This is a genomic window from Streptomyces sp. NPDC057136 (genome assembly GCF_042670885.1).
Lineage (GTDB): Bacteria > Actinomycetota > Actinomycetes > Streptomycetales > Streptomycetaceae > Streptomyces.
The window spans coordinates 324,010-347,404 of the sequence record NZ_JBHUUV010000002.1; the positions used below are offsets into that span (position 1 = coordinate 324,010).

Genomic DNA, 23,395 nt, shown 5'->3' on the forward strand with positions numbered 1-23,395 from the left:
TGGTTGCGGTACTTCGCTGCTGCACAGCAGCTTCACGGGTGCTAAAGCCATTCACGTACGCCTTGACGTTCGGACAGATCGCGGCGTAGCACCGGGCCGTGGCAAGCGAGCGGACAGTAATCTCGCGCGGTCTACGCAGGGTCGGCAACTACACCACGGGCACGGGCAACGAGCCACCCGATCGGCGTCAGCGACATGACGTTGCGGCCCCGGGCTGCCACATCCGTATCCTGTCGCACGAGGCCGACATCCGAAAGACGAACCATTTGCTGTCTCATGCTTTCTGTGTTCTGGAAGTTGAATTCCATGTGTTGGCTATAGATGCAATAGCCACCCGCGCTCGCCAATGAATCGAAAAGTCTCCATGCCCGCTCCTTCACTCGAAGCTGCACACCTTGGCTATTCTCGTGATCTCTACCCTTATTGACTAGCCAAGATCGCAAGATGACATTCCTTTCGTTGCGACTTGCGTCGGGATGTTGCCTCTGGAGCCACGCCGAGAAGCACTCGGCGTATTTGAATGCATCCCGCAAATGTTTTCCAATTACCGCATAGATAAATTGGAAATTATCAGAATCGACGGGCGCGTCGGACGAATTCCCAAGCGCGTAGACTTGCAATCGTCGCTCGATAACCTCTCCTACCTGGCCCTCGCTTATCGCCGGCACTTCGATGGGATCGTTCAGTCGGCCACGTAGCCTAGGTGTTTGCACTAGGGTCCGAGTCACATGGTTGGCTCCGCAGAGGATCCACAACAAGCCGGGGTAGCTGAAAACTGAGTCCCTCATCGACTCAAGAGCGTTAATCGAAGCTTTGGCCGTTCGGAGTAGCTCAAGATTGTCAATCGTGCAGATGAATCCGCCGGAAGCCGGCTCAGGAAAGCATTCCTCCAGCCACGCCAGCACGTGACCCGGGAATCCATGATCGGTGAATCCCTGAGAGGTGTTCGACGTACGCCCGCCAGAGAACGTTGCCCCGACTCCCATGACCGTTGCCCCGACTGCCCGGGAGCGGTTCATGGGATTAGACAGCCATTCTTCGACTCTATCGGAGCCCGGGAAGTTATATCCATGTTCCTTGAGGACTCTTCTATGTTCAATGAAGGCGTGGGCCACGTCGAACATTACCGATTTCGTAAATGAGGTCGCCGTGTGGTTTGAGCGCATCTCGAAAGGTTTAATCGGTATGAAGGGTGGCCCTCCATCTTCGGTAAATTCGCGCCACAGCCTGTACTGAGCCACGGATGTCAGGCTCGTCTTCCCGACCCCATTTTCACCCTCTACGGTGGCATGGAGAACACCCGATGTGACACAGTCGTTAAGCTCTGCGATCTGCTCGTCTCGCCCTACCAAAAGTCTGTCGCCATATTGTGACCCCGGAACCGGGTCAACGTGATAGGGGCTGGCTCTGAAGCCTCTGTTGCGCCACCACGCGGCCATGGGGAACCCCTTGGCTTAGACAGGTCCTGCGGCGATTTCCTTACCAGTCAGCCTACGGGGCTACTGAGGGTCATGCATCTCAACAACCGCAGGAAGTAGATCACCGCCGTGGCGCGCCCCGGAGCGTGCATTCTTGATAGACCGTGGTCCACGGAGCGCGCTACGGCCCCTGACCAGCTGAATCGGCCAGGGGCCGTTCTCATGTTCGCTGTCCGTCAGGCACCGTGATTTCCCGTCAGGTCCCGGCTGAGCGGGCACGGCAGGGGCACGAGCGGGCCATGTGTCCATCACGGGCTAGGGCTGAGGCAGGAGCCGGGCGTCCGAGCACTTAAACCCCTTGCCCTGCGGCCAGATGACCGCCTGATCCAAGCTCCTAAAGAGCTGAAGGAGATCTTCCCGCGGTTTGCTGGGCACAAGGACGCCCGTATAGCTCGCGTTGACGAAGCGGTTGTAATCCGCAAGCTGGCCGATTGCCATGCGCATGTTCTCGCGCGTCACGCTGCCCTTTGCCTCGACGAGAAGCCCGAGGTCGGGGACGTACAGGTCGGTCAGTAGGGGCCGGGTCTCGCCATCGGGCAGGATGCGATGTCGGCTCACCCGATAGCCCTTGGACCGCAGGTAGTCGCTGAACTGCTGTACGAGTGCGCTCTCTCGTCGTTCAGCTTCGTAGGGCTCGCGGTGGGGCTCCACGAACGACTTCTCGGTCTCATGCTGCTCGATGTCGATTTCGACGCAGATGTCGACCTGGCTAGCGAGGAGCCGGCCCAACTTGGTGCCGGGTTCCTTGGCGGGGGTGTCCAGGGGGCGAAGTCGGAAGACGATGACCTTACGAAGTGGGCCGTCGCCAGTTTCGGGTGCGTCCGCTTCGTACCAGCCCTCGACAGTGAACTCGCCGAGGTACGTCACATGGCCGCGGGCCCCCTCAAAGACGCGAAGGGCTCGCCCCTCCGCCCGATGGTTGAGGATGCTGGCGTTGCCGGACAGCATCCGCTGGTCTCCGGCTTGCCCCTCGCCGCTGTAGTGGAACAGGCCGTCAGACATCCACCCGTCGTAATAGCCGTGCTTCTCGCCAGCGATGGGGTCCGTGAAGATCATGACGTTCGGCGTCCTGGCAGACGGGCCGATGCCACCCTGTGTCCGCCCCCCGAACTTGACGTGTAGCTGCTTTCGCTCGATCACGTTCCCCGGCTCGAGATCCCAGCTCAGGGTCTCGGGTTCTGCGGAGTCCACCTCCGGCATGGCTGTCTCCCCTCATCTACTACGTCCCACCGTAGGGTACGGTACGCTTGCGAAGCCGGAATCGGCGCGGCGAATCGGACAGCCGATTTTGGGGTCCAAAATGGACATCGAAGCGCGGAGGGGGATGCGAAGAGGTGAGGTCGCGGGTGTAGCGGGTGGGCGTCGCTCGTTATGCGTCTCGAGTACCCAAGGCGAATCGACGACTCAAGTTTCCGCGTGAATACCGCAGTTGTTTCACGTGAAACCGAAACACCCTGCGTAGTAGCCCTGTTGGTCGAGGGAATCGCTGCTGGTCAGAATGATTTCGGTACAAGTGTTCACCGAATTCTTCAAGTGCCTGCACCCCCAGTGGCTTTACGGGCGGAAGCGTGTCGGCGCCCTAGGTATGATTAGAGAGCTTCATCGAAATCCCTGGGGGCTGAGTCGCAGGATTCATTCCCACTGACCTCCGGCGCCCGAAAAGCGGTCGTCGGTTGGGATGAAGGTGAGGTGGTGCGTTGAGTACCGATCTGAACAAGCAGCCGAAGTGGACCGGGCCCGAAATGTGGCAGGTGATCTTGGGGCTGCTGAGTTTAGTGGTCGCGCTCGTCGCCCTGGTGGGGCAGTTCACTTAGCTTGACTGAGTGCCCACCCGAAGGCCCGGCCGGCGAACCGGCGTTGCGTAAGCAGCGAGCCCGGTCGTCTGATGCTCGACCGGGCTCGTAACTGCGCGGAGGGCCTGACCTGGGTGGTGCCGGGTCAGGTCCTTCGTGTCATTTAGAGGAAGGCGTACTACCCCGCTATGACACGTAAAACATTACCACGTTTAGCCCTTGCTGGGACTTAACTGGAAGCGTTTTCGCAGGTCAGGGGTGGTTTATGGAAATGGCAATCCCACTTCAGCCCTCCGCGTCTCTCCTGCACTCACCACTCGCCTAGCTCCCATCCCGTCCGCCTTTGACCCACACACCGTGGAGCGGTCGTGGTTCAGGGCGTCAAGGTGGAGCGCGCCACTGTACGAACGACCTTGACGCCCTGGGCCGCGACTGCTCGGCTCTGCCTGGGTCGAAGGTGGTCGGGATGGGAGCCCACAACGCTCAACACGAATCCGCCGGCACCCGCGAACGGCGCCCCGTCCCATCCCGGAGTCTGAGCGCCCCCGCCGGAGGCATGTCTTTGGCCCGCGGATCGGTCTCGACTCATGCCCTTGGGCCTATCCACTGCGGGCGCGCGTCGGCGGCGGCAGCGACGAGCGGGCCGGAGGCAGGAGCGCGGGAGCGCCCAGAGCCGGGAAGCGCGCCCGGCGGAGCGGAGCGCAGCCGGGTGCCTTGATGAGGTAGAGAAACCTGTAACAACCCTGCTCGGTCAGAGCTTCAGTTGTCCGGCTGGGAGCGGATCGCGGCTGCGATGGCCTGCATGGACTCAGTGATCGCTTCGGCTCCTGCTGCGGCGAACAAATCGCGCTTCGGTGCCTTGTTGGCGTAACCGATAGCCGCGCAGCCGGCTGCGTGGGCGCCTTGGATATCCGTCAGCGAGTCGCCAATCAGAACGCACAGCGTCACTTCAACGCCGAGCAGTTCAGCGGCTTTGATGAGCGAGTGGGGATTCGGCTTCATCAGCTCCGGCCGCTCCTCCGGGCGCCCCACCACCGCCTGCACATGTCCTGCGAGGCCATGCCGGTCAAGGAAGGCCTGAACGGATGCAGCGGAGTTGTTGCTGACCACCGCCACCTTCCTCCCCGACGCTCGTGCGGCTTCAAGCGCGGCAATCGCGCCCGGCGTTGGGTCTCCCGCAATCTCGACGGCTTCAACTTCGGCCGCCGTGAGGGCACGCTCGACCTCTAGCCCGATTTCGGTGTCGAACTCGTGGGTGAGGCGAAGCACTTCAAGAAAGTCGTGGGCGTCGGACAGCTTGCCCAGCAGGGCTGGTTCGCTGGTTGCTGCCAGCGCGATCAGGTCCGTCTTAACCTGTTTCGCAGATTCGCCGACGAACACGTCAACGACGGGGCCGTCGAAGTCGAACAGCACGGCGACAGTGCCTGTCAGCGCTGCGCTCAGCTCGTCAGTGTCCATCGAGATCGAACTCCCTCGCGATGGTCTCCCAAACGCTGTCAAACCACATGCGCGCCTGCTCGACCTGCTGCGTGCCGCTGGACGACTCGCTGTCACTGACCGAGTGATGGAAGAGAACTGTGTCCTTACCTACCAGGTCATAGATCTCAACGGCTTCTCCTTGGGCTACAACCTTGTTGGGCTTGATCGGGTAGTAGCCGAAGAATGCGTCTTCCTCGTTGATCACGTACAGCTTGAAGAACTGCGTACCGCTATGAACCCGCACGTCAACGCGTGTTTCGGGGACCAAGCCAAGGTGACTGAGTTCCGCCATCGAGTCACGGATGCTGCGGGCATAGCCGACCATGATGTCGTGCATCCGGGCACGTAGGCGTTCGTCATCACCGCAGTCCTCGCGGCGAACGGGGGCGGCCTGGGGAACCGCCATGTCCGGGACCAGTATCCGAACGGTGATGCTCGACGGCGTCAGCCTGCCGACTCGGATCTTGTCCAACGGTTCTTGGAGTGCGCCGTGCAACGTCTCGCTGGAAAACCCGGCGAAGTCGATGGTGACGTTGCTGCTGGCGAACGCCTGCTCCACGTACGGACGTAGCCCAGCGGGTCGTTCCGTCCGATTGCGAACGAAGACGCCGCTTCCCTTGCGCGAGACCACTAGCCCCTCGTCTTCGAGGTCTCTCAGCGCCCGCTGGATGGTCGCACGGGCGAAGCCGTACAGCTCCGTCAACTCCTTGTGCGACGGCAGCTTTTCGCCCGGTCCGATCTTTCGCGTCCGGATCGCCGCCCCGAGGCTGCTCGCCACCTGCTCGTAGGGCGGGCGGTCGTCGTCTGGGTCAAGGGGATCGGGAGCAAACGTCATACGGCGATGGTACGCGGCGGAACTGACATTGGGACAGCCAGGACAGCCAGGTGTTGACATGACTAGCCAGGCTGCGTACGTTGGTCATGTAGCCAACACGGCTAGCCAAGTTAGTCACCTCCTTCAAGGGGAAACTCATGCCGTCGTTCAAGATCGATGTTTCGACCGCTGTCGTGTTCGTCGCGACGCCCCCGACCCCGAAGCTCGTCAGCAAGCAGACCGGTGAGATCGCGATGGACCGGGAGACCGGTGCTCCGCTCGCGACGGTGGGCCTGCTGATCTCGGATGAGGGGGAGGGCAACCTGTACCAGGTGACCGTGCCGAGCACGGGGGTACCGGAGGGGTTGGCCCCGGGTACGCCGGTCTCGGTGATCGGTCTCAAGGCTCGGGACTGGGAGAACACGTTCAACGGTCAGACGCGGCACGGAATCTCGTTCCGTGCGGTCGCGATCACGCCGGGGGCCTGATCATGTCGGACGTCGCCACGGTGATCGAAGCGGCAGGGGTCTTAGCTGCCGCCGGTGGTCTCGGCTATGCGAAGGTTCGCGCTCCTCGCGTGTTCTGGTCGCTGGTCGGTCTGCCGGTCGCGCGGGTCCGGTTCTCGGCTACGTACCGGTCGACGATGGATGTGTGTGGGCTGACGGTTCAGCCGTCTCGCCTGCGGGCGTTCATGGTCCGCAACGTGGCCCGTCGCCAGGATGTGCAGCCGGTCCCGCCCCAGGTCCGCCGAGTCCGGGGCTCGTCCACCGGAATGCGGGTCACGCTCCGCCTTCCTGCCGGTCTGGAGCCCGCTGACGTCGTCGCTGCTTCCGAACGGCTGCGGCACGCCTGGGGCGTTCACTCGGTCCTCGTGGTGGAGGTCAAGCCCGGTTTCGTTGAGCTGCGGATGACCGGCTACGACGTTCTGCGCCGGGTGAAGATGCCGCGCCGGCTGCCTCGCAAGCTGATGTCTGGCCCGTTGGTGGTGCCGGTGGCGTTGCGGGAGGACGGCACGGCGTTCGTCCGGGACTACAAGAAGATCCCGCACGCCCTGACTCTGGGGGCGAATCAGTCGGGCAAGTCGATGTATCAGCGCAACCTCATCGCTGGTCTGGCAAAGCTTCCGGTCGGCCTGGTCGGGATCGACTGCAAGCGTGGTGTCGAACAGCGTGGCTTCGCGCCCCGGTTGTCTGCCCTCGCGGTCACTCCGGATGAGGCTTCGAACCTGTTGGAAGCCCTGGTCCGGGAGATGGAAGACCGTTTCGACATCCTGGGCGCGCATGGCGTCTCCGACCTCTGGGATCTGCCCGTCAAGGTGCGGCCGGTGCCGCTGGTGGTCCTGGTGGATGAGGTGGCGGAACTGTTCCTCGTCGCCGCGAAGAAGGATGAGGAACGCCGCGACAAGATGGTGATGCACCTGGTCCGTCTCGCGCAGATGGCGCGGGCGGTCGGCATCTATCTGGAGGTCTGCGGACAGCGCTTCGGGTCCGAACTCGGCAAGGGCGCCACCATGCTTCGCGCTCAGCTCACCGGCCGCGTGGTGCACCGCGTCAACGACAAGCAGACCGCGGACATGGGCCTGGGCGACATCGCCCCGGACGCGGTCTTCGCCGCCACCACGATTGCTCCGGATCGCCCCGGTGTGGCCGTGGCCGGCGACTCCTCCGGCGGATGGTCCCGCATCCGCACCCCGGAAATGACCTCCGCCAACGCGGTCGCCGTGTGCCACGAATTCGCGCACCTGACACCGCACCTCACGGTTCTGGCCCCGTTCCGGCCGGTCGTCCGCACCGCCCCGGCGCCCGCTTCGCCGCTGGTCAAGCCGGTGCCGGTCACCGAGTAACACCTGCTTCCCCTCGGTCGGCGTGACCGCCTCGCGCCAGGTCCCTACCCCGCCCATGCCCGGAACCGAAAGGACCCACCGTCATGGCAACCAAACGGACCACCACCAAGCCCCCGACGAACCCCGCGCCGGCCGAGTCGGCCGCATGTCAGCCCTGTGGAGGTAGCGGCACCGTCGCCGTCACGGTGCGGGTCGGTCGCAAGCGTCGCCCGGTCGGCCAGCAGGACGGGCTTTGCCTGAACTGCTTCGGCTCCGGCACCAACCCCGACTCCTGACCCCGGCGCCGGGCGGTTGACCCCGTATCCCGCCCGGCCCCGGTCCCACCCCGAATGGAGGTGAATCTGATGTCCCGCACCCTGCGCCTGGACGCGGTACTGATCCAGGCGGTCATCGCCGGCGCTCTGTCCTTCTCGCACCTGCACGACCTGGCACAAGCGGCCGGACAGGACGGCTGGAAGGCGTGGGCCTACCCGATCAGCGTGGACCTGCTCCTCGTCGCCGCCTGGCGCCGCATGCGCACCCACGCAGACAACCGTGCCGCCTGGATCTGGTTCGTGATCGCGCTCGCCGCATCCCTCGGCGCGAACATCGCCACCGCCGGACTCCTCGACCTGGCCGACGTACCGGCCTGGCTGCGCATCCTCGTCGCGGGCTGGCCTGCCCTCGCCTTCCTCGGCGGCACCCTCCTCGCCCACACCCCCAGCGCGCCGACGGATCCCGAACCGGCCCCGGTCCTCGCGCCGCTGGCCGAACCGGATGCCGAGCCAGTCGCTGTCGTCACGGTGCAGCGCGCTCCGGAGCTTGCCCCGGAACTCCCGCCTGCCGCTGTTCCGGCCGCGCCTGCACCTCCGGCTGTGGCTGTTCCGCCGGCGCTGCTCGATTACGCCCGCAAGCTCGCCGACACCCACCACGCCACCACCGGCAACCGGATCGACCCCGACACCCTGCGCGCCCGCCTCGGTGTCCCCGCCCCGCTCGCTGACGCCATCACCGCCCAACTCGCTTAAGGAGAACCGATCATGCGTCCGTCCATCCGTGCCGCCTTGAAGCGGTCCGCCGAACTCACCAGGGAAAACCGCCTCGTCGAGGGGATGGAGGTGGGCGAGTCCGCGATCCGCTCCGCCACCGAGTCCGAGCGCCCTGAGATTCGGGCCTGGCTCGCCGCCCACGTCGACGACTTCACCGGCACCACCGGCGGCCCGGCATGACGCGCCCGAACCGCTTCCGTGACGTCATCCGCGTCGGCCCCGTCCAGGTCGGCACCCACCACGACGGCCGCGGCCGGACCAAGCACACCGCCGCCTGCACCGCCCCCGGCTGCAACTTCTCCGCCGACTACCTCAACCGCTCCGCCGCCGAACTCGCCGCCCGCACCCACCGCTGCAACCCCTGACCGGAGGTGACCCCATGCGCTACCCCGAGGACCAGTTCAACGCGGGTCACATCCCGGCCGACCTGCTCGGACAGCTCCCGCCCGGCACCGACCCGAAGCAGATCGTCATCGTCCGGGCCACGCCCCGCAACTACACGGGCCCCATCCTGCTGGCCATCACGATCACCGGTGGAATCGCCCTGATCGTCCTGATGATCGCCGTGACCCTGCACATTGCCGCTGCCGCGACGGTCGCCGTTCTCTCGGCCACCGGCGGCGTGGGCCTCACGCTCAAGCGCCCCCAGCACCGCAGCAAGTAGCCCCCGGGGCGGCCTCGGTCGCCAAACTTCCGCCGCCCCGGGCGCCTCAACACCTTCCAGATCTAGCTGACCCGAAAGGGAGACACCATCATGCCCCAGCGCCCCACCAACCTGCCCGTCTGCGCCCACTGTGACGGCTTCCCCCAGGTCGCCATCACCACCGGCCAGACCACCCCGGACGGCCACCGCCACACCATCACCGCCGACTGCCCGGCCTGCCGCGGCACCGGCCACACCACCGCGGCCAAGCTCATCCGGGTTGGGCGGTGACTGCCATGTCTGACCTGACCCCGACCGCGGACCGCCCCGGCCTGCACATCAGCAAGCACTCTCCCTCGACCCCCGCCACCGGCTCCGCCGTCTGCCACTGCGGCGCTTCGGCCACCGCCACCGGTGACGCACAGGTCCGCGCCCTGGTGGAGGGCTACACCGCTAACCACGGGCCCGCCCACAACCGCCGGGGGCGCTAACCATGAACACCACCGCCACCGCGGCGGGCCTGGACCCGACCACCCTCGCCGACGTGCTGAGGGTGGCCGGGTCCACCGGCTTCGACCGCTGGGAAGAACAGATCCGCCGCACCCAAGGCTGCTCCCAGCCCATCCACCTCACCGGCGCCACCAAAACCACCGACCGGGCAACCGGCACCCTCCTGCACCACTACACCACCGACACCGAGCCCGGCGGCCGGTTACGGATCGCCTGCGGCAACCGCCGCGCCTCCCGCTGCCCCGCCTGCGCCTGGACCTACGCCGGCGACACCTACCACCTCATCCGCGCCGGACTCACCGGAGACCCCGACAAGGGCACCCCCCACACCATCCGGGATCACCCGCGGGTCTTCGCCACCCTCACCGCCCCCTCCTTCGGCCCGGTCCACAACCGGCCCGGAAACCGGCCCTGCCGCTGCGGCACCCACCACACCGAAACCGCCCCTGAACTCGGCACCCCGCTCGATCCGGCGAGGTACGACTACGCGGGCGCGGTGCTGTGGAACAACCACGCCTCCGACCTGTGGCGCTACTTCACGATCTACCTCCGCCGCGAAATCGCACGCCGAGCCGGCCTCACCCAAAAGGCAGCCCGCGAACAGTCACGGCTGTCCTTCGGCAAGGTCGCCGAGTACCAGAAGCGCGGCGCGGTCCACTTCCACGCCGTGATCCGCTTCGACGGACCAGACGGCCCCGATTCGCCGCCCCCGGCGTGGGCCACCCTCGCCCTGCTCGACGACGCGATTCGCGCGGCTGCCGCCCGGGTCGAGGTCACCGTGCCCGCGAACGAGGAAGCCGGCTTCCCCAGTGACTGGGTGCTGCGCTGGGGCACACAGCTCGATGTCCAGCCCATCGGTGCCTTCGGCAACGGTGAAGACCTCACCGAACAAGCCGTGGCTTCCTACGTGGCCAAATACGCCACGAAGGCGGCCGAGACGACCGGCACCGTGGATCACCGGATCGGTAACAAGGAAGCCCTGGTCCTCCTCGGCGTCCCGGACCACCCGCGCCGGCTGATCGAAGCCTGCCTTGACCTCCACCACGCCTACCCGGACCGCAAGCTCCGCGACTGGGCCCACATGCTCGGCTTCCGTGGCCACTTCTCCACCAAATCCCGCCGCTACTCCACCACCCTCGGCGCCCTCCGCCAGGTCCGCGCCGACTACCGCGCCCACCAGCAACGCGAGGCGCTCGGACTCCCCGACCCCGACGATCACCCCGAAGCGACCACGCTCACCCTCGCGCACTGGGCCTACGCCGGCCACGGCCACACCCCCGGCGAATCCTGGCTCGCCGCCAACATCCACCGCGACATCCAACACAACCGCGACCACGTACGGGAAGTACGCGCCGAACTGATCACTGCCGAGGAGGAATGGTGACCGTACTCGAAGTCCGGACGACTGAGGTCTCCCCCGCTCTCTATCGGATTCCGGAGGCCGTGCGGGCCCTGGGGCTGAGTCGAAGCGTGGTCTACGACCTGATCCGCACCGGGCGTCTCCGGACGGTGAAGGAAGGCCGCACGCGTCTGGTTCCTGCTGCCGCGATCAGCGAGTACGTGGCCCTCCTGGAGCGAGAAGCTGGGGTAGCACGATGACCAAGAGGCGTAGCCGTGGTGACGGCGGGTTGCACTGGGACGAGAGGAGACAGCGCTGGATCGCCACGGCGAACCTTGGCTTCGATCCAAGTGGCAAGCGCATCGTCCGGCGGGGGAGTGGCAAGACCAAGACGGAGGCGAAGAACAAGCTCAAGGAGGTGTTGCGGGACTATGAAGACGGTCTCGCCATCGCACCCACGAACTACACCGTCGCCGACGCCGTGAACGACTGGCTTGCGTACGGCTTGGCGGGCCGCGATCCGCGCACGGTCGAGAACTGCACCTACCTGAGCCGGAAGCACGTCGTACCTGCGCTCGGCGCCCGAAAGCTGCGCGACCTGAGCGCGGAGGACGTGGACCGCTGGCTAGCGGCCAAGGCCAAGGTCCTTGGTACCCGCACCCTCCAGGCTGTTCACTCGTGCCTGAACCGCTCGGTGAAGCGAGCTATGGCCCGGGACAAGGTCAAGCGCAATGTTGTCGAGCTGTGCGCGGTGCCCCAGGGGCAGGCGGGCCGCCCGTCCAAGGCGCTCACCTTCGTTCAGGCCGGGGCCGTGCTCAAGGCCGCGGAGGGGACCTCGATGTACGCGTACATCGTCGTCGCGCTGCTGACCGGGGCTCGTACTGAGGAGCTGCGGGCACTGACCTGGGACCACTTGTTCCTGAAGGGCCGGCCGGATGCCGATCCGCCGCAGCCCCCGCACATGGCCGTGTGGCGCTCGGTCCGGCGGGGTGGGGACACGAAGACCCGGAAGTCCCGGCGGACGCTCGCTCTACCGGCGCGGTGCGTCGAAGCTCTCTGGCGGCAGTTCGAGGACCAGGGCTGGGAGCGGCTCGCCGCGGGCAACGACTGGGAGGAACACGGGTTGGTCTTCGCCTCGGCTGTCGGCAAGCCTCTCGACGCGACCAACGTCCGGCGCGCCTTCCGGGTGGCGCTCAAGGCGGTCGAGGGGATTGAGGCTGACGACTGGACGCCCCGGGAGCTCCGGCACAGCTTCGTGTCCCTGCTCTCCGACCGGGGTGTCCCTCTGGAGGAGATTTCCCGCCTCGTCGGCCACTCCGGCACGGCCGTGACCGAGGAGGTCTACCGGAAGCAGATCCGGCCCGTGATCCAGACCGGTGCCGTGGTCATGGACGGCATCTTCAAGCGGGGCCTGGAGAGGTAGTCACGCAGATAGACACGCACCCAAAACAAGTGAGGGACCTACTGAATTCAGTAGGTCCCTCACCTGTTGTTTTGGCTGTCGGGGTGGCGGGATTTGAACCCACGACCTCTTCGTCCCGAACGAAGCGCGCTGCCAAGCTGCGCTACACCCCGATGTCACGCGGTCTCCCGGCGACATCGATTACTTTAGCCCACCCGCGGCCGGAGGCGAAATCCGGTTTCGGTGGGGGGCGGGGTCCCCAGACGTCGGGGCGGATGCGGTCCAGGCCGATCAGCAGCGTGGTCAGGGCGGCGAAGAGCAGGCCCAGGGCCAAGGCGTTGGTGAGGACTCCCCCGTAGCCGTAGGTGTCGACATCGACGAAGGGGTACGGGTAGCGGGCCGCGGTGCCGGGGGAGGAGCGCGCCCCGGGTCAGGGCGAAGGCCAGGTGCGCCAGGGGGCAGAGCAGCCACTGCGGGATGAAGCGCAGGCGACCACGGGTCTGGGGGACCGGTCCCCGTACGGGAAGCTCCGCGGACCGGGGGCTGGGGAGCAGGGCGGTCCGCGGCAGGGGCATGATCTTTACGGTAAGCGGGGGAGGCCGGACCTCGCGATTCGTCCGTACGTCAGTCGCGGGGTGTGAGCGTCAGCAGCGTCGCCTCGGGCGGGCAGGCGAACCGGACAGGGGTGTAGCGGTTGGTGCCGCAGCCGGCCGAGACGTGCAGGTAGGAGCGCCGGTCCCCGACCGTGTGGGTGGAGAGGCCCTTGACCCGGTCCGTATCCAGGTCGCAGTTGGTGACGAGCGCCCCGTAGAAGGGGATGCAGAGCTGGCCGCCGTGGGTGTGGCCCGCCAGGACCAGCGGGTAGCCGTCGGCCGTGAACGCGTCCAGGGTGCGCAGGTACGGGGCGTGGACCACGCCGATGGAGAGGTCCGCACCGGTTTCGGGGCCGCCCGCGACCTCGGCGTAACGGTCGCGCTTGATGTGCGGGTCGTCGAGGCCGGTGAACGCGATCTCCAGGCCGTCGAGCTTCAGCCGTCCGCGAGTATTGGACAGACCCTGCCAGCCGGCGTCGTCGAACGCGTCCCGCATCGGCTCCCACGGGTTGTGGACGACGCCGACCGCGGGAGCGTTGCCGTTGAGGCCGTGGTTGCCCTGCACCTTCTCGAACAGGTACCGGGCGGGGTTACGGAGCTTGGGCCCGTAGTAGTCGTTGGAACCGAAGACGTAGACCCCGGGGAGCTCCATCAGCGGACCGAGCGCGTCGAGCACCTCCGGTACGGCATCCGGGTCCGAGAGGTTGTCGCCGGTGTTCACGACGAAGTCCGGACGCAGGCCCGCAAGCGACTGGAGCCAGGCCCGCTTCTTGCGCTGGCCGGACACCATGTGGATGTCGGCCACCTGGAGTACGCGCAATGGGCGTGCCCCGTGCGGGAGTACGGGGACGGTGATCCGCCGCAGGCGGAACGAGCGGGCCTCGAACCCGGCCGCGTAAGCGAGGCCGGCGACGCCGACCGCAGCGCCGACAGCCGTGACTTTCAGGGGTACTCCGTAGCGTGCGCGCATGTGCCCATCGTCGCAGACACGGTGCCGCGACAGGAAAACGCACGGGCGTCGGGTGCCCCGTACCTGTCACAATCGCCGCATGACCACGCTCAAGTCCAAGCTCAAGGAAGACCTCATTACGGCCATGAAGGCGCGTGACGAGCTGACCTCGTCCACCCTCCGGCTGACCCTCACCGCGATCACGAAGGAGGAGGTCAGCGGCAAGACGGCTCGCGAACTCTCCGACGACGAGGTGCAGAAGGTGATCGCCCGGGAGGCGAAGAAGCGCCGCGAGGCGGCCGAGGCATTCGCTCAGGGCGGCCGGCAGGAGCAGGCCGACCGGGAGAAGGTCGAAGGCGAGCTGCTCGACGCGTACCTCCCCAAGCAGCTCACGGACGAGGAACTGACGGGCATCGTCGCCGCCGCGGTCGAGGAGGCGAAGGCCGCCGGAGCCGAGGGGCCGCGCGCGATGGGCGCCGTCATGAAGATCGTGAACCCGAAGGTGGCGGGCCTCGCCGAGGGCGGCCGGGTAGCCGCCACGGTGAAGAAGCTCCTCGCGGGCTGACCACCGGCATCGGCACGCAGCAACGCGAAGAGGGTGCCCCGGGATCATCCCGGGGCACCCTCTTCGCGCATTTGAACGACCAGCACCGCTGTCAGGTCAGTCCCGGCCGCCGCCGGTGGCTCCCCGGCGACCGTCACCGCCGGTGGCGCCGCCGAGGAGGCCGGGCGGGAGGGTGATGTCGTCGCCGGGCTTGGCGCCGTCCCGACCGCCGCCGTTCTCGTCCCTGTCTTCCTTGTCTTCCTTCTCGGGCTTGGTGTTGCCGCGCGGGACCTTGACGTAGTTGAACGAGGGCGTTTCGCCGGCGGTCAGCACCTCGGTCATCGCGGTCCGCCAGATCGGGCCGGGAAGGCAGCCACCACAGACCTTGTCGTAGTACTGGCCGCCGATGGTGATGTTGTACATGCCGCGCTTCTCACCGATGTCGTCGCCGACCCAGACCGCGGTGGACAGGTTCGGGGTGTAGCCGACGAACCAGGCGTCCTTGCGGTCATCAGTGGTACCGGTCTTGCCCGCGTTGTCGCGGTCGGTGAGGCCGGCCTGGGTGCCGGTGCCGTCCTCGACGACGCCCTTGAGCATCTGGTTGATCATGTCGGCGGTGTTCTCGCTCATCGCCTGGTTGCAGGCGGTCTTCGGTACGGGCAGCGACTTGCCTGCCCGCGTGGTGACCGCCTCGATGGCGACGGGGGAGCAGTACGCACCGCGGTTGGCGAAGGCGGCGTACGTGGAGGCCATGCCCAGCGGCGTGTTCTCCGCGACCCCGAGGGTGATCGACGGGTCCTCGCCGAGCTTCCTCCCGGTGCTTGCCTCGTACCCGAGGCTCTTCGCCATGGTGACGGTCTCGCACAGACCGACCTTCTGCTCCAGCCGCGCGAAGTAGGTGTTGATGGACTTGCCCAGCGCGCTGGTCAGGTCGAAGGGCCCCTTCTCGGACTCGAGCTCGTTCTGTACGGGCCACTGGTCCGAGCCGGTCGGGCTGCCGGAGCAGTTCCGGTAGTCGCTCTTCGCCATGCTGATCTTCCACGGGTCGTTGAAGACCGTGGTCGGGCTGATGCCCTTCTCCAGGGCGGCCGCCGCGGTGATGGGTTTGAAGGTCGAGCCGACCTGGAAGCCGTACGTCGTACCGCCCATCTCGCTGCCGACGGCGAGGTTGATGACCGTCTCGTTCCTCGTCCCGTCGAGCCCGTACGGCCGCGACTGTCCCATCGAGAGGATCTTGCCGGAGCCCGGCTGGACCTGGACGACCGAGGCGGCGACGCCGTCGTTCTTGTTGACGCGGGAGGTGGCGGCCTTGTTGGCAGCGGCCTGCGCCTTGGGGTCGAGGGTGGTCCTGATCGTCAGACCGCCGAGGTCCCACAGCTTCTGCCGCTCGGCCTCGGTCTTGCCGAAGGCCGGGTCGGACAGGACGGTCTTGCGGACGTAGTTGCAGAAGAAGCCGGCGCCCTCGACGGCGGTGATGCAGCCGCTGCGGGGCCTGCTGACGTTCAGGCCGAGCGGGGTCTCCATGGCCTTGTCGGCCTCGGCCTGCGTGATGCTCTTGGTCGAGGCCATGCGCTGCAGCACGGTGTTGCGACGCTTGGTCGCCTCCTGCGCGTCATTGACCGGGTCGTAGCGGCTCGGCGACTGGACGATGCCGGCCAGCAGCGCGGCCTCCCCCAGCTTCAGCTTCTTCGCGGGCTTGGAGAAGTAGCGCTGGGACGCGGCCTCGATGCCGTACGCCTGCTGCCCGAAGAACGTGATGTTGAGGTAGTTCTCCAGGATCTTCTTCTTGCCGAGCTGTTCCTCGACCTGGATCGCGTACTTGAGCTCGCGGACCTTGCGGCCGAGCGTCTGCTGGGTGGCCTCCGCGACCTTCGCCTGGTCGTCGCCCGCCTCTTCGACGAAGACGTTCTTCACGTACTGCTGAGTGAGGGTCGACGCACCCTGTGTGGCCCCGCCGGCCTGCACGTTGCGGTTCATCGCACGCAGGATGCCCTTGAGGTCGACGGCCCCGTGCTCGTAGAAACGCGAGTCCTCGATCGCGACGATCGCGTCCTGCATGTACGGGGAGATGTCCTGGAGCGGGACGACGGTCCGGTCGCGCGAGTAGTCGGTCGCGATGAGCCCGCCGCTGTTGTCCAGGATCGTGGTGCGCTGACTGAGCGGTGGCGTCTTGAGGTTGGAAGGGATTTCGTCGAATCCCTCGACCGTCCCCTTGACCGCGAGGCCGAGCACTCCGGCTGCCGGCAGTGCGATACCTGCCAGGACAGCTCCGGATAGTGCGGCGACACCGAGGAACTTGGCGGCCTGCTGGGTCGTCGTGAGACCCCCGCCCGAGCGCTTCTTTGGCATGGGGGCAGCCTACGTTCTCATTCGCCGGACAGGCGTATATGCGTTGGCCTAAGCTGCTCTCAACTGTCACAGCAGACCGGTTTCGTTTCAACCCCCGTGCAGTTCCAGCCATCTTCGTACGCACTGTCTCCGCGACCCGAGGCGCTCCCGAATTCGCCTGGTGTGTCACGGAATGCCCACTGCGACTTGGGTGTACTGCCCCGATTTCAGGGTGATGGTCTCGTATGTCCTCACCTCACTCCTCTGGGTGATCTGCCGCGTACGCATAGTCCGTTCGGGCCATCGAAGATTGGGCCCGAAGGGGGTGTTGTGCTGTCCCTACCTTCCGTAACGTCCTCAACTGGTGGCGGTGAATATGCCGCCGCCGCCGTGGGGGAGCCTCGATTCGGGAGAGGACGGCGCCGGCATGGGCTGGGTAACCGACTGGAGTGCGCAGGCAGCCTGCCGCACTACCGATCCGGATGAACTGTTCGTACAAGGGGCAGCGCAGAACAGGGCCAAGGCGGTGTGCACCGGTTGTCCGGTGCGGACCGAGTGCCTGGCAGATGCGCTGGACAATCGCGTCGAATTCGGCGTCTGGGGCGGAATGACGGAGCGGGAGCGCCGCGCACTGCTGCGCCGACGACCCACCGTCACGTCCTGGCGCCGCCTGCTGGAGACCGCTCGCAGCGAATACGAGCAGTCGACGGGCATCCTGCCCGCAGCGGTCGGCCTGGACGACGACGTACTGCACGAGACGTACGCCGCCGTGGGGTAGGCGCACGAGCCCGTACCCCGTGAGGGGAGGGGTTCGGGCGAGTAGGGCCTAGGCAGCTCCGGCCGGAGCGGAAACGGAACCGGCCGCGAGCCGGTCCCCGATGGCTCGGAGACCTGCGAGGTCATGTACATCGCCGGGCAGCGCGGCCACTTCGGTGACGGCGACCTCGGGGTGGAGCGCGGTGAAGCGGTCGCGTGTGTGCTGTTCGCGCGCGACGACCTGCATGCGCTCGGCGTGCAGCCGCAGCAGACCTGCGGTCAGCTGCTCGACCGAGTGCTCGGCGGACGCGGCATCGGACGCGGCATCGGAAGAAGCGGCGGCAATGGCGGCAGCGGAAGCGGAATGCGCGTCCGTCGGCGGCTCCGACTGCTTGTGCTGTTCATTCGGCTGGTGCGCATGCGGCTCATGCGGCTTGTTGCGTTCGTCAGGGGGCAGCGGTGTGCCGTGGGCTTCGGGAGAGGCGCCCGCCGGGTCCACCGGGTCACTAAGGCCAGCCTTCCCGGTCGTCTGATCCACAATGCCGCCCTCTTCAAGATTTTCCGCGGCGGCCAGCGCACGCTCCGCGGTCAGCCGGGAAGCCTCGCTGCCGTGCACCCGGTTGAGCACCAGGCCGGCCAGGGGCATCTCCTCCGCGGCCAGCCGCTCCACGAAGTACGCGGCCTCACGCAGCGCGTCCCGCTCCGGCGTCGCGACGACGAGGAACGCCGTGCCGGGCGCCTGGAGCAGCTTGTACGTGGCATCGGCACGGGTACGGAATCCGCCGAACATCGAGTCCATCGCGGCGACGAAGGTCTGTACGTCACGGAGGAACTGACCGCCGAGCAGCTTGCCGAGCGTCCCCGTCATCATCGACATGCCGACATTGAGGAACTTCATCCCGGCCCGGCCGCCGATCTTCGCCGGAGCCACCAGCAGCCGGATGAACTTGCCGTCCAGGAACGATCCGAGACGCTTCGGCGCATCCAGGAAGTCCAGCGCGGAGCGCGAGGGCGGCGTGTCGACGATGATCAGGTCCCACTCGTCGCGCGCCCTCAGCTGCCCCAGCTTCTCCATCGCCATGTACTCCTGCGTGCCCGCGAAGCCGGCCGACAGGGACTGGTAGAAGGGGTTCTCCAGGATCGCGCGGGCCCGGGCGGCATCGGTGTGCGCCTCGACGGTCTCGTCGAAGGTCCGCTTCATGTCGAGCATCATGGCGTGCAGTTCGCCGCCGCCGGCGCCGTCGATGTCCTCGACCCGGCGCGGGATGTTGTCCAGCTGGTCGATGCCCATGGACTGGGCGAGCCGGCGGGCCGGGTCGATGGTGAGGACCACCGCTTTGCGCCCGCGTTCGGCGGCCCGTACGCCGAGAGCCGCGGCCGTCGTGGTCTTGCCGACCCCGCCCGAGCCGCAGCACACGACGATCCGGATCTCCGGGTCGTCCAGGAGCGCGTCCATGTCCAGCCCCGGTACGACGTCCGAACCCAGCGTCATGACTCCACCTCTTCCCCTGCGCCCTGTTTACGGAGCTCGGCCGCCAGGTCGTGCAGCGCGGGGAGATCCACCCCCTCGCCGATCAGCGGGAGTTCGGCCGTGGGCAGTTCCAGGCCGGCCAGCACGGCGCGCTGCTCGCGCTCCAGCGAGACCCGCTGCGCGTGCTCGGCCGCCTGCGCGACCAGCGGCCGTACGAGTGCGGCGGAACCGGTCACGCCCGCCCGGGTCAGCGTCTTCGCGATCTCCTTGCGACGGGCCCCCGATGCGGTCCGCAGCGCTTCCTCGTCCAACAGGTGCGGGCGCACCATGTTCACGATCACCCGGCCCACGGGCAGCTCGGCCGCGCGGAGTTCGGCGATGCCGTCCGCGGTCTCCTGGACCGGCATCTCCTCCAGCAGTGTCACGAGGTGGACCGCCGTCTCCGGGGACTTCAGGACCCGCATCACGGCCTGTGCCTGATTGTGTATCGGGCCGATCTTCGCCAGCCCGGCCACCTCGTCGTTCACATTGAGGAAGCGCGTGATGCGGCCGGTGGGAGGCGCGTCCATGACCACGTGGTCGTAGATGAAACGTCCCTGTTTGTCCTTACGGCGTACGGCTTCGCACGCCTTGCCGGTCAGCAGGACGTCCCGGACCCCCGGCGCGATGGTGGTGGCGAAATCGATCGCCCCGAGCTTCTTGAGTGCCCGGCCGGCGCTGCCCAGTTTGTAGAACATCTGGAGGTAGTCGAGGAGGGCCCGTTCGGCGTCGATCGCCAGCGCATGCACCTCCCCGCCGCCCGGCGCGATGGCGATCATGCGCTCCTCGTAGGGAAGGGCTTCCGACTCGAAGAGCTGGGCGATGCCCTGTCTGCCCTCGACCTCGACGAGGAGGGTGCGCTTCCCCTCGGTCGCGAGGGCGAGCGCGAGGGCGGCGGCAACCGTGGTCTTACCGGTACCGCCCTTGCCGCTGACGACCTGGAACCTGCTCACGCCTGGAGCCTAACCAGTCGTGCCCCGGGCTACGCACGAGGCCGTACGTGCCAGGCATTACAGTCGGCCCTATGACCAAGTGGGAATACGCGACCGTGCCTCTTCTCGTGCACGCGACCAAGCAGATTCTGGACACCTGGGGCGAGGACGGCTGGGAGCTCGTCCAGGTCGTGCCCGGCCCGAACAACCCCGAGCAGCTCGTGGCGTACCTGAAGCGGGAGAAGCCGTAATGGCGGGCGTCGTCGAAGCGCGCCTCGCCGAGCTGGGCCTGACGCTCCCGGGCGTCGTCCCGCCGCTGGCCTCGTACCAGCCGGCCGTGCAGTCCGGGGTGTACGTCTACACCTCCGGGCAGCTGCCGATGGTGGAGGGCAAGCTCGCGGTGACCGGCAAGGTCGGCGCCGAGGTCACGCCCGACGAGGCGAAGGAGCTCGCCAGGACGTGCGCGCTCAACGCCCTCGCGGCCGTGAAGTCGGTCGCGGGCGACCTGGACCGGATCGCACGGATCGTGAAGGTCGTGGGCTTCGTCGCCTCCGCCACCGACTTCACCGGTCAGCCGGCCGTGATCAACGGCGCGAGCGAGCTGCTGGGCGCGGTCCTCGGTGACAAGGGTGTGCACGCACGCAGCGCGGTGGGCGTCGCGGTGCTGCCGCTGGACGCGCCGGTGGAGATCGAGGTCCAGGTCGAGCTCGTCGAGGCCTGACCCGTACCCCGTACTCGATGGATGATCCCGTTCGGTCCGCGTGACCGGGCGGGATCATCCATGTACAGGGCATGTACGGATCACCCGCGGCCCTCGAACATCGGGAAGGTTCCGGATAGCCTCCGGCCATGTCCAATGGTCAGTGGTACCCACCGGAATGGCCCGACCGGATTCGGGCCCTCGCCGCAGGCGAGCTGACAGCCGTGGCCCCCAGGCGGGCCGCCACCGTGATGCTGCTCAGGGACCCTGGCGCGGACATCGGGGGCGGGCCGGCCGTGCACATGCTGCGCCGCCGCACCTCCATGGCGTTCGCCGGGGGCGCGTACGCCTATCCGGGTGGCGGAGTCGATCCGCGCGACGACGACCACCTGGTCGGCTGGGCCGGTCCTTCGCTGGAGCACTGGGCCGAGCGGCTCGGCGTCGCCACGGTCACCGAGGCCCAGGCCATCGTCTGCGCGGCCGTGCGCGAGACGTACGAGGAGGCGGGCGTCCTCCTGGCGGGGCCGACGGCCGGCACGGTCGTCAGCGATACGACGGGGGCGGACTGGGAGGCCGACCGCGAGGCGCTGGTCGCCCGCGAGCTGTCCTTCGCCGAATTCCTGGACCGGCGCGGTCTGCTGCTGCGCTCCGACCTGCTCGGCGCGTGGGCGCGCTGGATCACCCCGGAGTTCGAACCGCGCCGCTACGACACCTGGTTCTTCGTCGCCGCGCTCCCCGAGGGCCAGCGCACCCGCAACGCGTCCACCGAGGCCGACAGGACGGTGTGGATCGCCCCCGGCGAGGCGGCCGACGGCTACGACAGGGGCGAATTGCTGATGATGCCGCCCACCGTGTCCACGCTGCGGACGCTCAGGCCGTACGGGACGGCCGCAGAGGCCCTGAAGGCGGCAGATGCCCAGGACCTCACTCCCGTACTCGCACAGGCCCGCCTGGACGGCGACGAGCTGGTGCTGAGCTGGCCGGGACACGACGAGTTCACCAAACACATCCCGGCCGGGGGCGCGGGAGGCGAGGGCGCATGAGCGACGCGGCGGCACTTCCCGGGCAGCCGCGGGGCGGAGTCCTCTCCGGCCCTGCCACCCCCCGTACGGTCAACGTCCTCGCCCCGAACGCCTCGGCGATGACGCTGGACGGAACCAACACCTGGATCGTGGCCGAGCCCGGCTCGGACCTGGCGGTCGTCATCGACCCGGGCCCGCTGGACGAGGCCCATCTGCGGGCGGTGACCGACACCGTCGAGCGGGCCGGGCGGCGTGTCGCGCTCACCCTCCTCACCCACGGCCACGCCGACCACGCGGAGGGCGCGGCACGCTTCGCCGAGCTGACCCGTACGAAGGTGCGGGCCCTGGACGCCGCGCTGCGCCTGGGCGACGAGGGGCTGGGGGCGGGCGATGTGATCACCACCGGCGGACTCGAACTCCGGGTGGTCCCGACCCCCGGGCACACCGCGGACTCGCTCTCCTTCCACCTGCCGGCCGACGGGGCGGTGCTCACGGGCGACACGGTCCTGGGGCGCGGTACGTCGATGGTGGCGCACCCGGACGGGCGGCTGGGCGACTACCTCGACTCGCTGCGGCGCCTGCGCTCGCTGACGGTCGACGACGGGGTGCACACCGTCCTGCCGGGGCACGGTCCGGTCCTGGAGGACGCGCAGGGGGCGCTCGAGTTCTATCTCGCCCACCGTGCACACCGTCTGGCCCAGGTGGAGACGGCGGTGGAGTCCGGACACCGGTCGCCGTCGGACGTGGTGGCCCTTGTGTACGCGGACGTGGACCGCTCGCTGTGGCCGGCGGCGGAACTGTCGGTGCGGGCCCAGCTGGAGTATCTGACCGAGCACGGACTGATCTAGTCGACCTGGCCGAATGAAGCCCGAGCCGGCCATATCGAGCCCGTCCGGCGATTGGGGACGAAGCGAACCGCCGACGTACCCCGGCGCACCACCGCACCGCGAAGCACGAAGGGCCCCGCCACCCGGCGGAGCCCTCGCACAACGTCACACGGGTCAGCGGGACCGCTTCGCCAGCCGCTCCACGTCCAGCAGGATCACCGCGCGGGCTTCCAGGCGCAGCCAGCCGCGACCGGCGAAGTCCGCGAGGGCCTTGTTGACCGTCTCGCGGGAGGCGCCGACCAGCTGGGCCAGCTCTTCCTGGGTCAGGTCGTGCACGACGTGGATGCCCTCTTCCGACTGCACGCCGAAGCGGCGCGACAGATCGAGGAGCGCACGGGCGACACGGCCCGGTACGTCGGAGAAGACCAGGTCGGACATCTGGTCGTTGGTCTTGCGCAGCCGTCGGGCGACAGCGCGCAGGAGCGCGGTGGCCACCTCGGGGCGGGCGTTCAGCCAGGGCTGGAGGTCGCCGTGGCCGAGGCCGAGCAGCTTGACCTCGGTCAGGGCCGTCGCCGTCGCCGTGCGCGGGCCCGGGTCGAAGAGCGACAGCTCTCCGATGAGCTCGCCGGGACCGAGGACGGCCAGCATGTTCTCGCGTCCGTCGGGGGAGGTGCGGTGGAGCTTCACCTTGCCCTCGGTGACCACGTACAGGCGGTCGCCCGGGTCGCCCTCGTGGAACAGCGCGTCGCCGCGCGCGAGGGTCACCTCACTCATCGAGGCGCGGAGCTCCGCGGCCTGCTCATCATCGAGCGCCGCGAAAAGCGGGGCGCGCCGCAGAACGTCGTCCACGAGTTCTCTCCTTGTCGGCCTGTTCAGGGAACCGTGGTCCCCATGATGCCGGACGG

27 protein-coding genes, 1 tRNA gene and 1 pseudogene are annotated in these 23,395 nt (G+C 67.6%); 18 read left to right on the forward strand and 11 right to left on the reverse strand.

Features of this window, described 5'->3' with window-relative positions; genetic code table 11:
* Positions 1–131 precede the first annotated feature (131 nt).
* The 4 genes from ACFT7S_RS04015 to ACFT7S_RS04030 form a co-directional block, all read right to left on the reverse strand.
* Complete coding sequence (locus ACFT7S_RS04015) at positions 132–1,241, reverse strand: hypothetical protein (RefSeq protein ID WP_382726593.1); 1,110 nt, start codon at positions 1,239–1,241, stop codon at positions 132–134.
* A 492-nt stretch (positions 1,242–1,733) separates the two neighbouring features.
* Positions 1,734–2,678: a restriction endonuclease gene (locus ACFT7S_RS04020; RefSeq protein WP_382726596.1), complete on the reverse strand. Its 945-nt coding sequence runs from the start codon at positions 2,676–2,678 to the stop codon at positions 1,734–1,736.
* Positions 2,679–4,030: 1,352 nt separating this feature from the next.
* Positions 4,031–4,729: an HAD family hydrolase gene (locus tag ACFT7S_RS04025; protein ID WP_382726598.1), complete on the reverse strand. Its 699-nt coding sequence runs from the start codon at positions 4,727–4,729 to the stop codon at positions 4,031–4,033.
* Positions 4,719–5,585 (reverse strand): GntR family transcriptional regulator, encoded by an 867-nt coding sequence (locus tag ACFT7S_RS04030; protein ID WP_382726601.1) that lies wholly within the window; start codon positions 5,583–5,585, stop codon positions 4,719–4,721. Before ACFT7S_RS04030 ends, ACFT7S_RS04025 begins: the two co-directional genes overlap by 11 nt.
* Before the next feature lie 137 nt (positions 5,586–5,722).
* Here ACFT7S_RS04030 and ACFT7S_RS04035 point away from each other — a divergent pair, with 137 nt between their 5' ends.
* The 12 genes from ACFT7S_RS04035 to xerC all read left to right on the forward strand — a co-directional run bounded on the left by ACFT7S_RS04035 (position 5,723) and on the right by xerC (position 12,350).
* Positions 5,723–6,052, forward strand: coding sequence for a hypothetical protein (locus ACFT7S_RS04035; protein WP_382726604.1), 330 nt, complete (start codon positions 5,723–5,725; stop codon positions 6,050–6,052).
* A 2-nt stretch (positions 6,053–6,054) separates the two neighbouring features.
* Positions 6,055–7,407, forward strand: coding sequence for an FtsK/SpoIIIE domain-containing protein (locus ACFT7S_RS04040; protein WP_382726607.1), 1,353 nt, complete (start codon positions 6,055–6,057; stop codon positions 7,405–7,407).
* A gap of 83 nt (positions 7,408–7,490) precedes the next feature.
* On the forward strand, positions 7,491–7,682 hold the full coding sequence (locus ACFT7S_RS04045) for a hypothetical protein (protein WP_382726609.1): 192 nt from the start codon (positions 7,491–7,493) through the stop codon (positions 7,680–7,682).
* A 69-nt stretch (positions 7,683–7,751) separates the two neighbouring features.
* On the forward strand, positions 7,752–8,414 hold the full coding sequence (locus ACFT7S_RS04050; RefSeq protein ID WP_382726612.1) for a DUF2637 domain-containing protein: 663 nt from the start codon (positions 7,752–7,754) through the stop codon (positions 8,412–8,414).
* A 12-nt stretch (positions 8,415–8,426) separates the two neighbouring features.
* Positions 8,427–8,615, forward strand: a complete 189-nt coding sequence (locus ACFT7S_RS04055; RefSeq protein ID WP_382726614.1) for a hypothetical protein — start codon at positions 8,427–8,429, stop codon at positions 8,613–8,615.
* Entirely contained in the window at positions 8,612–8,800 is a 189-nt protein-coding gene (locus ACFT7S_RS04060; protein WP_382726616.1) for a mobile element transfer protein, read from the forward strand. Before ACFT7S_RS04055 ends, ACFT7S_RS04060 begins: the two co-directional genes overlap by 4 nt.
* Before the next feature lie 14 nt (positions 8,801–8,814).
* Complete coding sequence (locus ACFT7S_RS04065) at positions 8,815–9,099, forward strand: hypothetical protein (protein WP_382726618.1); 285 nt, start codon at positions 8,815–8,817, stop codon at positions 9,097–9,099.
* A gap of 90 nt (positions 9,100–9,189) precedes the next feature.
* Entirely contained in the window at positions 9,190–9,369 is a 180-nt protein-coding gene (locus tag ACFT7S_RS04070; RefSeq protein ID WP_382726620.1) for a hypothetical protein, read from the forward strand.
* A gap of 5 nt (positions 9,370–9,374) precedes the next feature.
* A complete protein-coding gene (locus ACFT7S_RS04075; protein ID WP_382726622.1) occupies positions 9,375–9,569 on the forward strand; it encodes a hypothetical protein in 195 nt (64 codons plus the stop codon).
* Positions 9,570–9,571: 2 nt separating this feature from the next.
* On the forward strand, positions 9,572–10,972 hold the full coding sequence (repSA, locus tag ACFT7S_RS04080) for a replication initiator protein RepSA (protein ID WP_382726624.1): 1,401 nt from the start codon (positions 9,572–9,574) through the stop codon (positions 10,970–10,972).
* Positions 10,966–11,187, forward strand: coding sequence for a helix-turn-helix domain-containing protein (locus ACFT7S_RS04085; RefSeq protein WP_382726626.1), 222 nt, complete (start codon positions 10,966–10,968; stop codon positions 11,185–11,187). The genes repSA and ACFT7S_RS04085 overlap by 7 nt, the downstream gene beginning before the upstream one ends.
* Positions 11,184–12,350, forward strand: a complete 1,167-nt coding sequence (gene xerC, locus ACFT7S_RS04090; protein ID WP_382726629.1) for a tyrosine recombinase XerC — start codon at positions 11,184–11,186, stop codon at positions 12,348–12,350. The genes ACFT7S_RS04085 and xerC overlap by 4 nt, the downstream gene beginning before the upstream one ends.
* A 78-nt stretch (positions 12,351–12,428) precedes the next feature.
* Here the strand turns inward: xerC and ACFT7S_RS04095 are convergent.
* The 3 genes and pseudogenes from ACFT7S_RS04095 to ACFT7S_RS04105 form a co-directional block, all read right to left on the reverse strand.
* Positions 12,429–12,502 (reverse strand) — tRNA-Pro (locus ACFT7S_RS04095).
* Positions 12,493–12,669 (reverse strand): annotated as a pseudogene (locus ACFT7S_RS04100) (hypothetical protein); the annotation flags it as partial. The pseudogene ACFT7S_RS04100 and the gene ACFT7S_RS04095, both read right to left, overlap by 10 nt.
* A 284-nt stretch (positions 12,670–12,953) precedes the next feature.
* Positions 12,954–13,892, reverse strand: coding sequence for a metallophosphoesterase (locus ACFT7S_RS04105; RefSeq protein WP_382726631.1), 939 nt, complete (start codon positions 13,890–13,892; stop codon positions 12,954–12,956).
* Between the two features lie 79 nt (positions 13,893–13,971).
* Between ACFT7S_RS04105 and ACFT7S_RS04110 the strand changes: the two genes are divergently transcribed.
* Positions 13,972–14,436: a GatB/YqeY domain-containing protein gene (locus ACFT7S_RS04110; RefSeq protein ID WP_382726633.1), complete on the forward strand. Its 465-nt coding sequence runs from the start codon at positions 13,972–13,974 to the stop codon at positions 14,434–14,436.
* 96 nt (positions 14,437–14,532) lie between these two features.
* Here the strand turns inward: ACFT7S_RS04110 and ACFT7S_RS04115 are convergent, their stop codons facing one another.
* Positions 14,533–16,764, reverse strand: coding sequence for a transglycosylase domain-containing protein (locus tag ACFT7S_RS04115; protein WP_382726636.1), 2,232 nt, complete (start codon positions 16,762–16,764; stop codon positions 14,533–14,535).
* A 406-nt stretch (positions 16,765–17,170) separates the two neighbouring features.
* Here ACFT7S_RS04115 and ACFT7S_RS04120 point away from each other — a divergent pair, with 406 nt between their 5' ends.
* Entirely contained in the window at positions 17,171–17,521 is a 351-nt protein-coding gene (locus ACFT7S_RS04120) for a WhiB family transcriptional regulator (protein WP_185299971.1), read from the forward strand.
* A 48-nt stretch (positions 17,522–17,569) separates the two neighbouring features.
* On the opposite strand, the gene ACFT7S_RS04125 is transcribed toward ACFT7S_RS04120, so the two are convergent.
* Both ACFT7S_RS04125 and ACFT7S_RS04130 read right to left on the reverse strand, forming a co-directional pair.
* Positions 17,570–18,991 (reverse strand): ArsA family ATPase, encoded by a 1,422-nt coding sequence (locus ACFT7S_RS04125; RefSeq protein WP_382726639.1) that lies wholly within the window; start codon positions 18,989–18,991, stop codon positions 17,570–17,572.
* Entirely contained in the window at positions 18,988–19,962 is a 975-nt protein-coding gene (locus ACFT7S_RS04130) for an ArsA family ATPase (RefSeq protein ID WP_382726642.1), read from the reverse strand. Before ACFT7S_RS04130 ends, ACFT7S_RS04125 begins: the two co-directional genes overlap by 4 nt.
* A gap of 71 nt (positions 19,963–20,033) precedes the next feature.
* On the opposite strand from ACFT7S_RS04130, the gene ACFT7S_RS04135 reads away from it, so the two are divergent.
* From ACFT7S_RS04135 to ACFT7S_RS04150, 4 genes are all read left to right on the forward strand, one after another.
* Entirely contained in the window at positions 20,034–20,192 is a 159-nt protein-coding gene (locus ACFT7S_RS04135) for a DUF4177 domain-containing protein (protein WP_019992579.1), read from the forward strand.
* Positions 20,192–20,662 (forward strand): RidA family protein, encoded by a 471-nt coding sequence (locus ACFT7S_RS04140; RefSeq protein WP_382726645.1) that lies wholly within the window; start codon positions 20,192–20,194, stop codon positions 20,660–20,662. The genes ACFT7S_RS04135 and ACFT7S_RS04140 overlap by 1 nt, the downstream gene beginning before the upstream one ends.
* 128 nt (positions 20,663–20,790) lie before the next feature.
* Positions 20,791–21,684: an NUDIX hydrolase gene (locus tag ACFT7S_RS04145; RefSeq protein ID WP_382726648.1), complete on the forward strand. Its 894-nt coding sequence runs from the start codon at positions 20,791–20,793 to the stop codon at positions 21,682–21,684.
* Positions 21,681–22,511: an MBL fold metallo-hydrolase gene (locus ACFT7S_RS04150; RefSeq protein WP_382726650.1), complete on the forward strand. Its 831-nt coding sequence runs from the start codon at positions 21,681–21,683 to the stop codon at positions 22,509–22,511. The genes ACFT7S_RS04145 and ACFT7S_RS04150 overlap by 4 nt, the downstream gene beginning before the upstream one ends.
* Positions 22,512–22,664: 153 nt before the next feature.
* Here ACFT7S_RS04150 and ACFT7S_RS04155 read toward each other — a convergent pair whose 3' ends face one another.
* Positions 22,665–23,339, reverse strand: coding sequence for a Crp/Fnr family transcriptional regulator (locus ACFT7S_RS04155; protein ID WP_014046869.1), 675 nt, complete (start codon positions 23,337–23,339; stop codon positions 22,665–22,667).
* Between the last annotated feature and the right edge of the window lie 56 nt (positions 23,340–23,395).

Coding starts and splice junctions, on each gene's coding strand:
- ACFT7S_RS04020 (WP_382726596.1), bottom strand. CDS start 2,678: ATGCCGGAGGTGGACTCCGCAGAACCCGAGACCCTGAGCTGGGATCTC.
- ACFT7S_RS04025 (WP_382726598.1), bottom strand. CDS start 4,729: ATGGACACTGACGAGCTGAGCGCAGCGCTGACAGGCACTGTCGCCGTG.
- ACFT7S_RS04030 (WP_382726601.1), bottom strand. CDS start 5,585: ATGACGTTTGCTCCCGATCCCCTTGACCCAGACGACGACCGCCCGCCC.
- ACFT7S_RS04035 (WP_382726604.1), top strand. CDS start 5,723: ATGCCGTCGTTCAAGATCGATGTTTCGACCGCTGTCGTGTTCGTCGCG.
- ACFT7S_RS04040 (WP_382726607.1), top strand. CDS start 6,055: ATGTCGGACGTCGCCACGGTGATCGAAGCGGCAGGGGTCTTAGCTGCC.
- ACFT7S_RS04045 (WP_382726609.1), top strand. CDS start 7,491: ATGGCAACCAAACGGACCACCACCAAGCCCCCGACGAACCCCGCGCCG.
- ACFT7S_RS04050 (WP_382726612.1), top strand. CDS start 7,752: ATGTCCCGCACCCTGCGCCTGGACGCGGTACTGATCCAGGCGGTCATC.
- ACFT7S_RS04055 (WP_382726614.1), top strand. CDS start 8,427: ATGCGTCCGTCCATCCGTGCCGCCTTGAAGCGGTCCGCCGAACTCACC.
- ACFT7S_RS04060 (WP_382726616.1), top strand. CDS start 8,612: ATGACGCGCCCGAACCGCTTCCGTGACGTCATCCGCGTCGGCCCCGTC.
- ACFT7S_RS04065 (WP_382726618.1), top strand. CDS start 8,815: ATGCGCTACCCCGAGGACCAGTTCAACGCGGGTCACATCCCGGCCGAC.
- ACFT7S_RS04070 (WP_382726620.1), top strand. CDS start 9,190: ATGCCCCAGCGCCCCACCAACCTGCCCGTCTGCGCCCACTGTGACGGC.
- ACFT7S_RS04075 (WP_382726622.1), top strand. CDS start 9,375: ATGTCTGACCTGACCCCGACCGCGGACCGCCCCGGCCTGCACATCAGC.
- repSA (WP_382726624.1), top strand. CDS start 9,572: ATGAACACCACCGCCACCGCGGCGGGCCTGGACCCGACCACCCTCGCC.
- ACFT7S_RS04085 (WP_382726626.1), top strand. CDS start 10,966: ATGGTGACCGTACTCGAAGTCCGGACGACTGAGGTCTCCCCCGCTCTC.
- xerC (WP_382726629.1), top strand. CDS start 11,184: ATGACCAAGAGGCGTAGCCGTGGTGACGGCGGGTTGCACTGGGACGAG.
- ACFT7S_RS04105 (WP_382726631.1), bottom strand. CDS start 13,892: ATGCGCGCACGCTACGGAGTACCCCTGAAAGTCACGGCTGTCGGCGCT.
- ACFT7S_RS04110 (WP_382726633.1), top strand. CDS start 13,972: ATGACCACGCTCAAGTCCAAGCTCAAGGAAGACCTCATTACGGCCATG.
- ACFT7S_RS04115 (WP_382726636.1), bottom strand. CDS start 16,764: ATGCCAAAGAAGCGCTCGGGCGGGGGTCTCACGACGACCCAGCAGGCC.
- ACFT7S_RS04120 (WP_185299971.1), top strand. CDS start 17,171: ATGGGCTGGGTAACCGACTGGAGTGCGCAGGCAGCCTGCCGCACTACC.
- ACFT7S_RS04125 (WP_382726639.1), bottom strand. CDS start 18,991: ATGACGCTGGGTTCGGACGTCGTACCGGGGCTGGACATGGACGCGCTC.
- ACFT7S_RS04135 (WP_019992579.1), top strand. CDS start 20,034: ATGACCAAGTGGGAATACGCGACCGTGCCTCTTCTCGTGCACGCGACC.
- ACFT7S_RS04140 (WP_382726645.1), top strand. CDS start 20,192: ATGGCGGGCGTCGTCGAAGCGCGCCTCGCCGAGCTGGGCCTGACGCTC.
- ACFT7S_RS04145 (WP_382726648.1), top strand. CDS start 20,791: ATGTCCAATGGTCAGTGGTACCCACCGGAATGGCCCGACCGGATTCGG.
- ACFT7S_RS04150 (WP_382726650.1), top strand. CDS start 21,681: ATGAGCGACGCGGCGGCACTTCCCGGGCAGCCGCGGGGCGGAGTCCTC.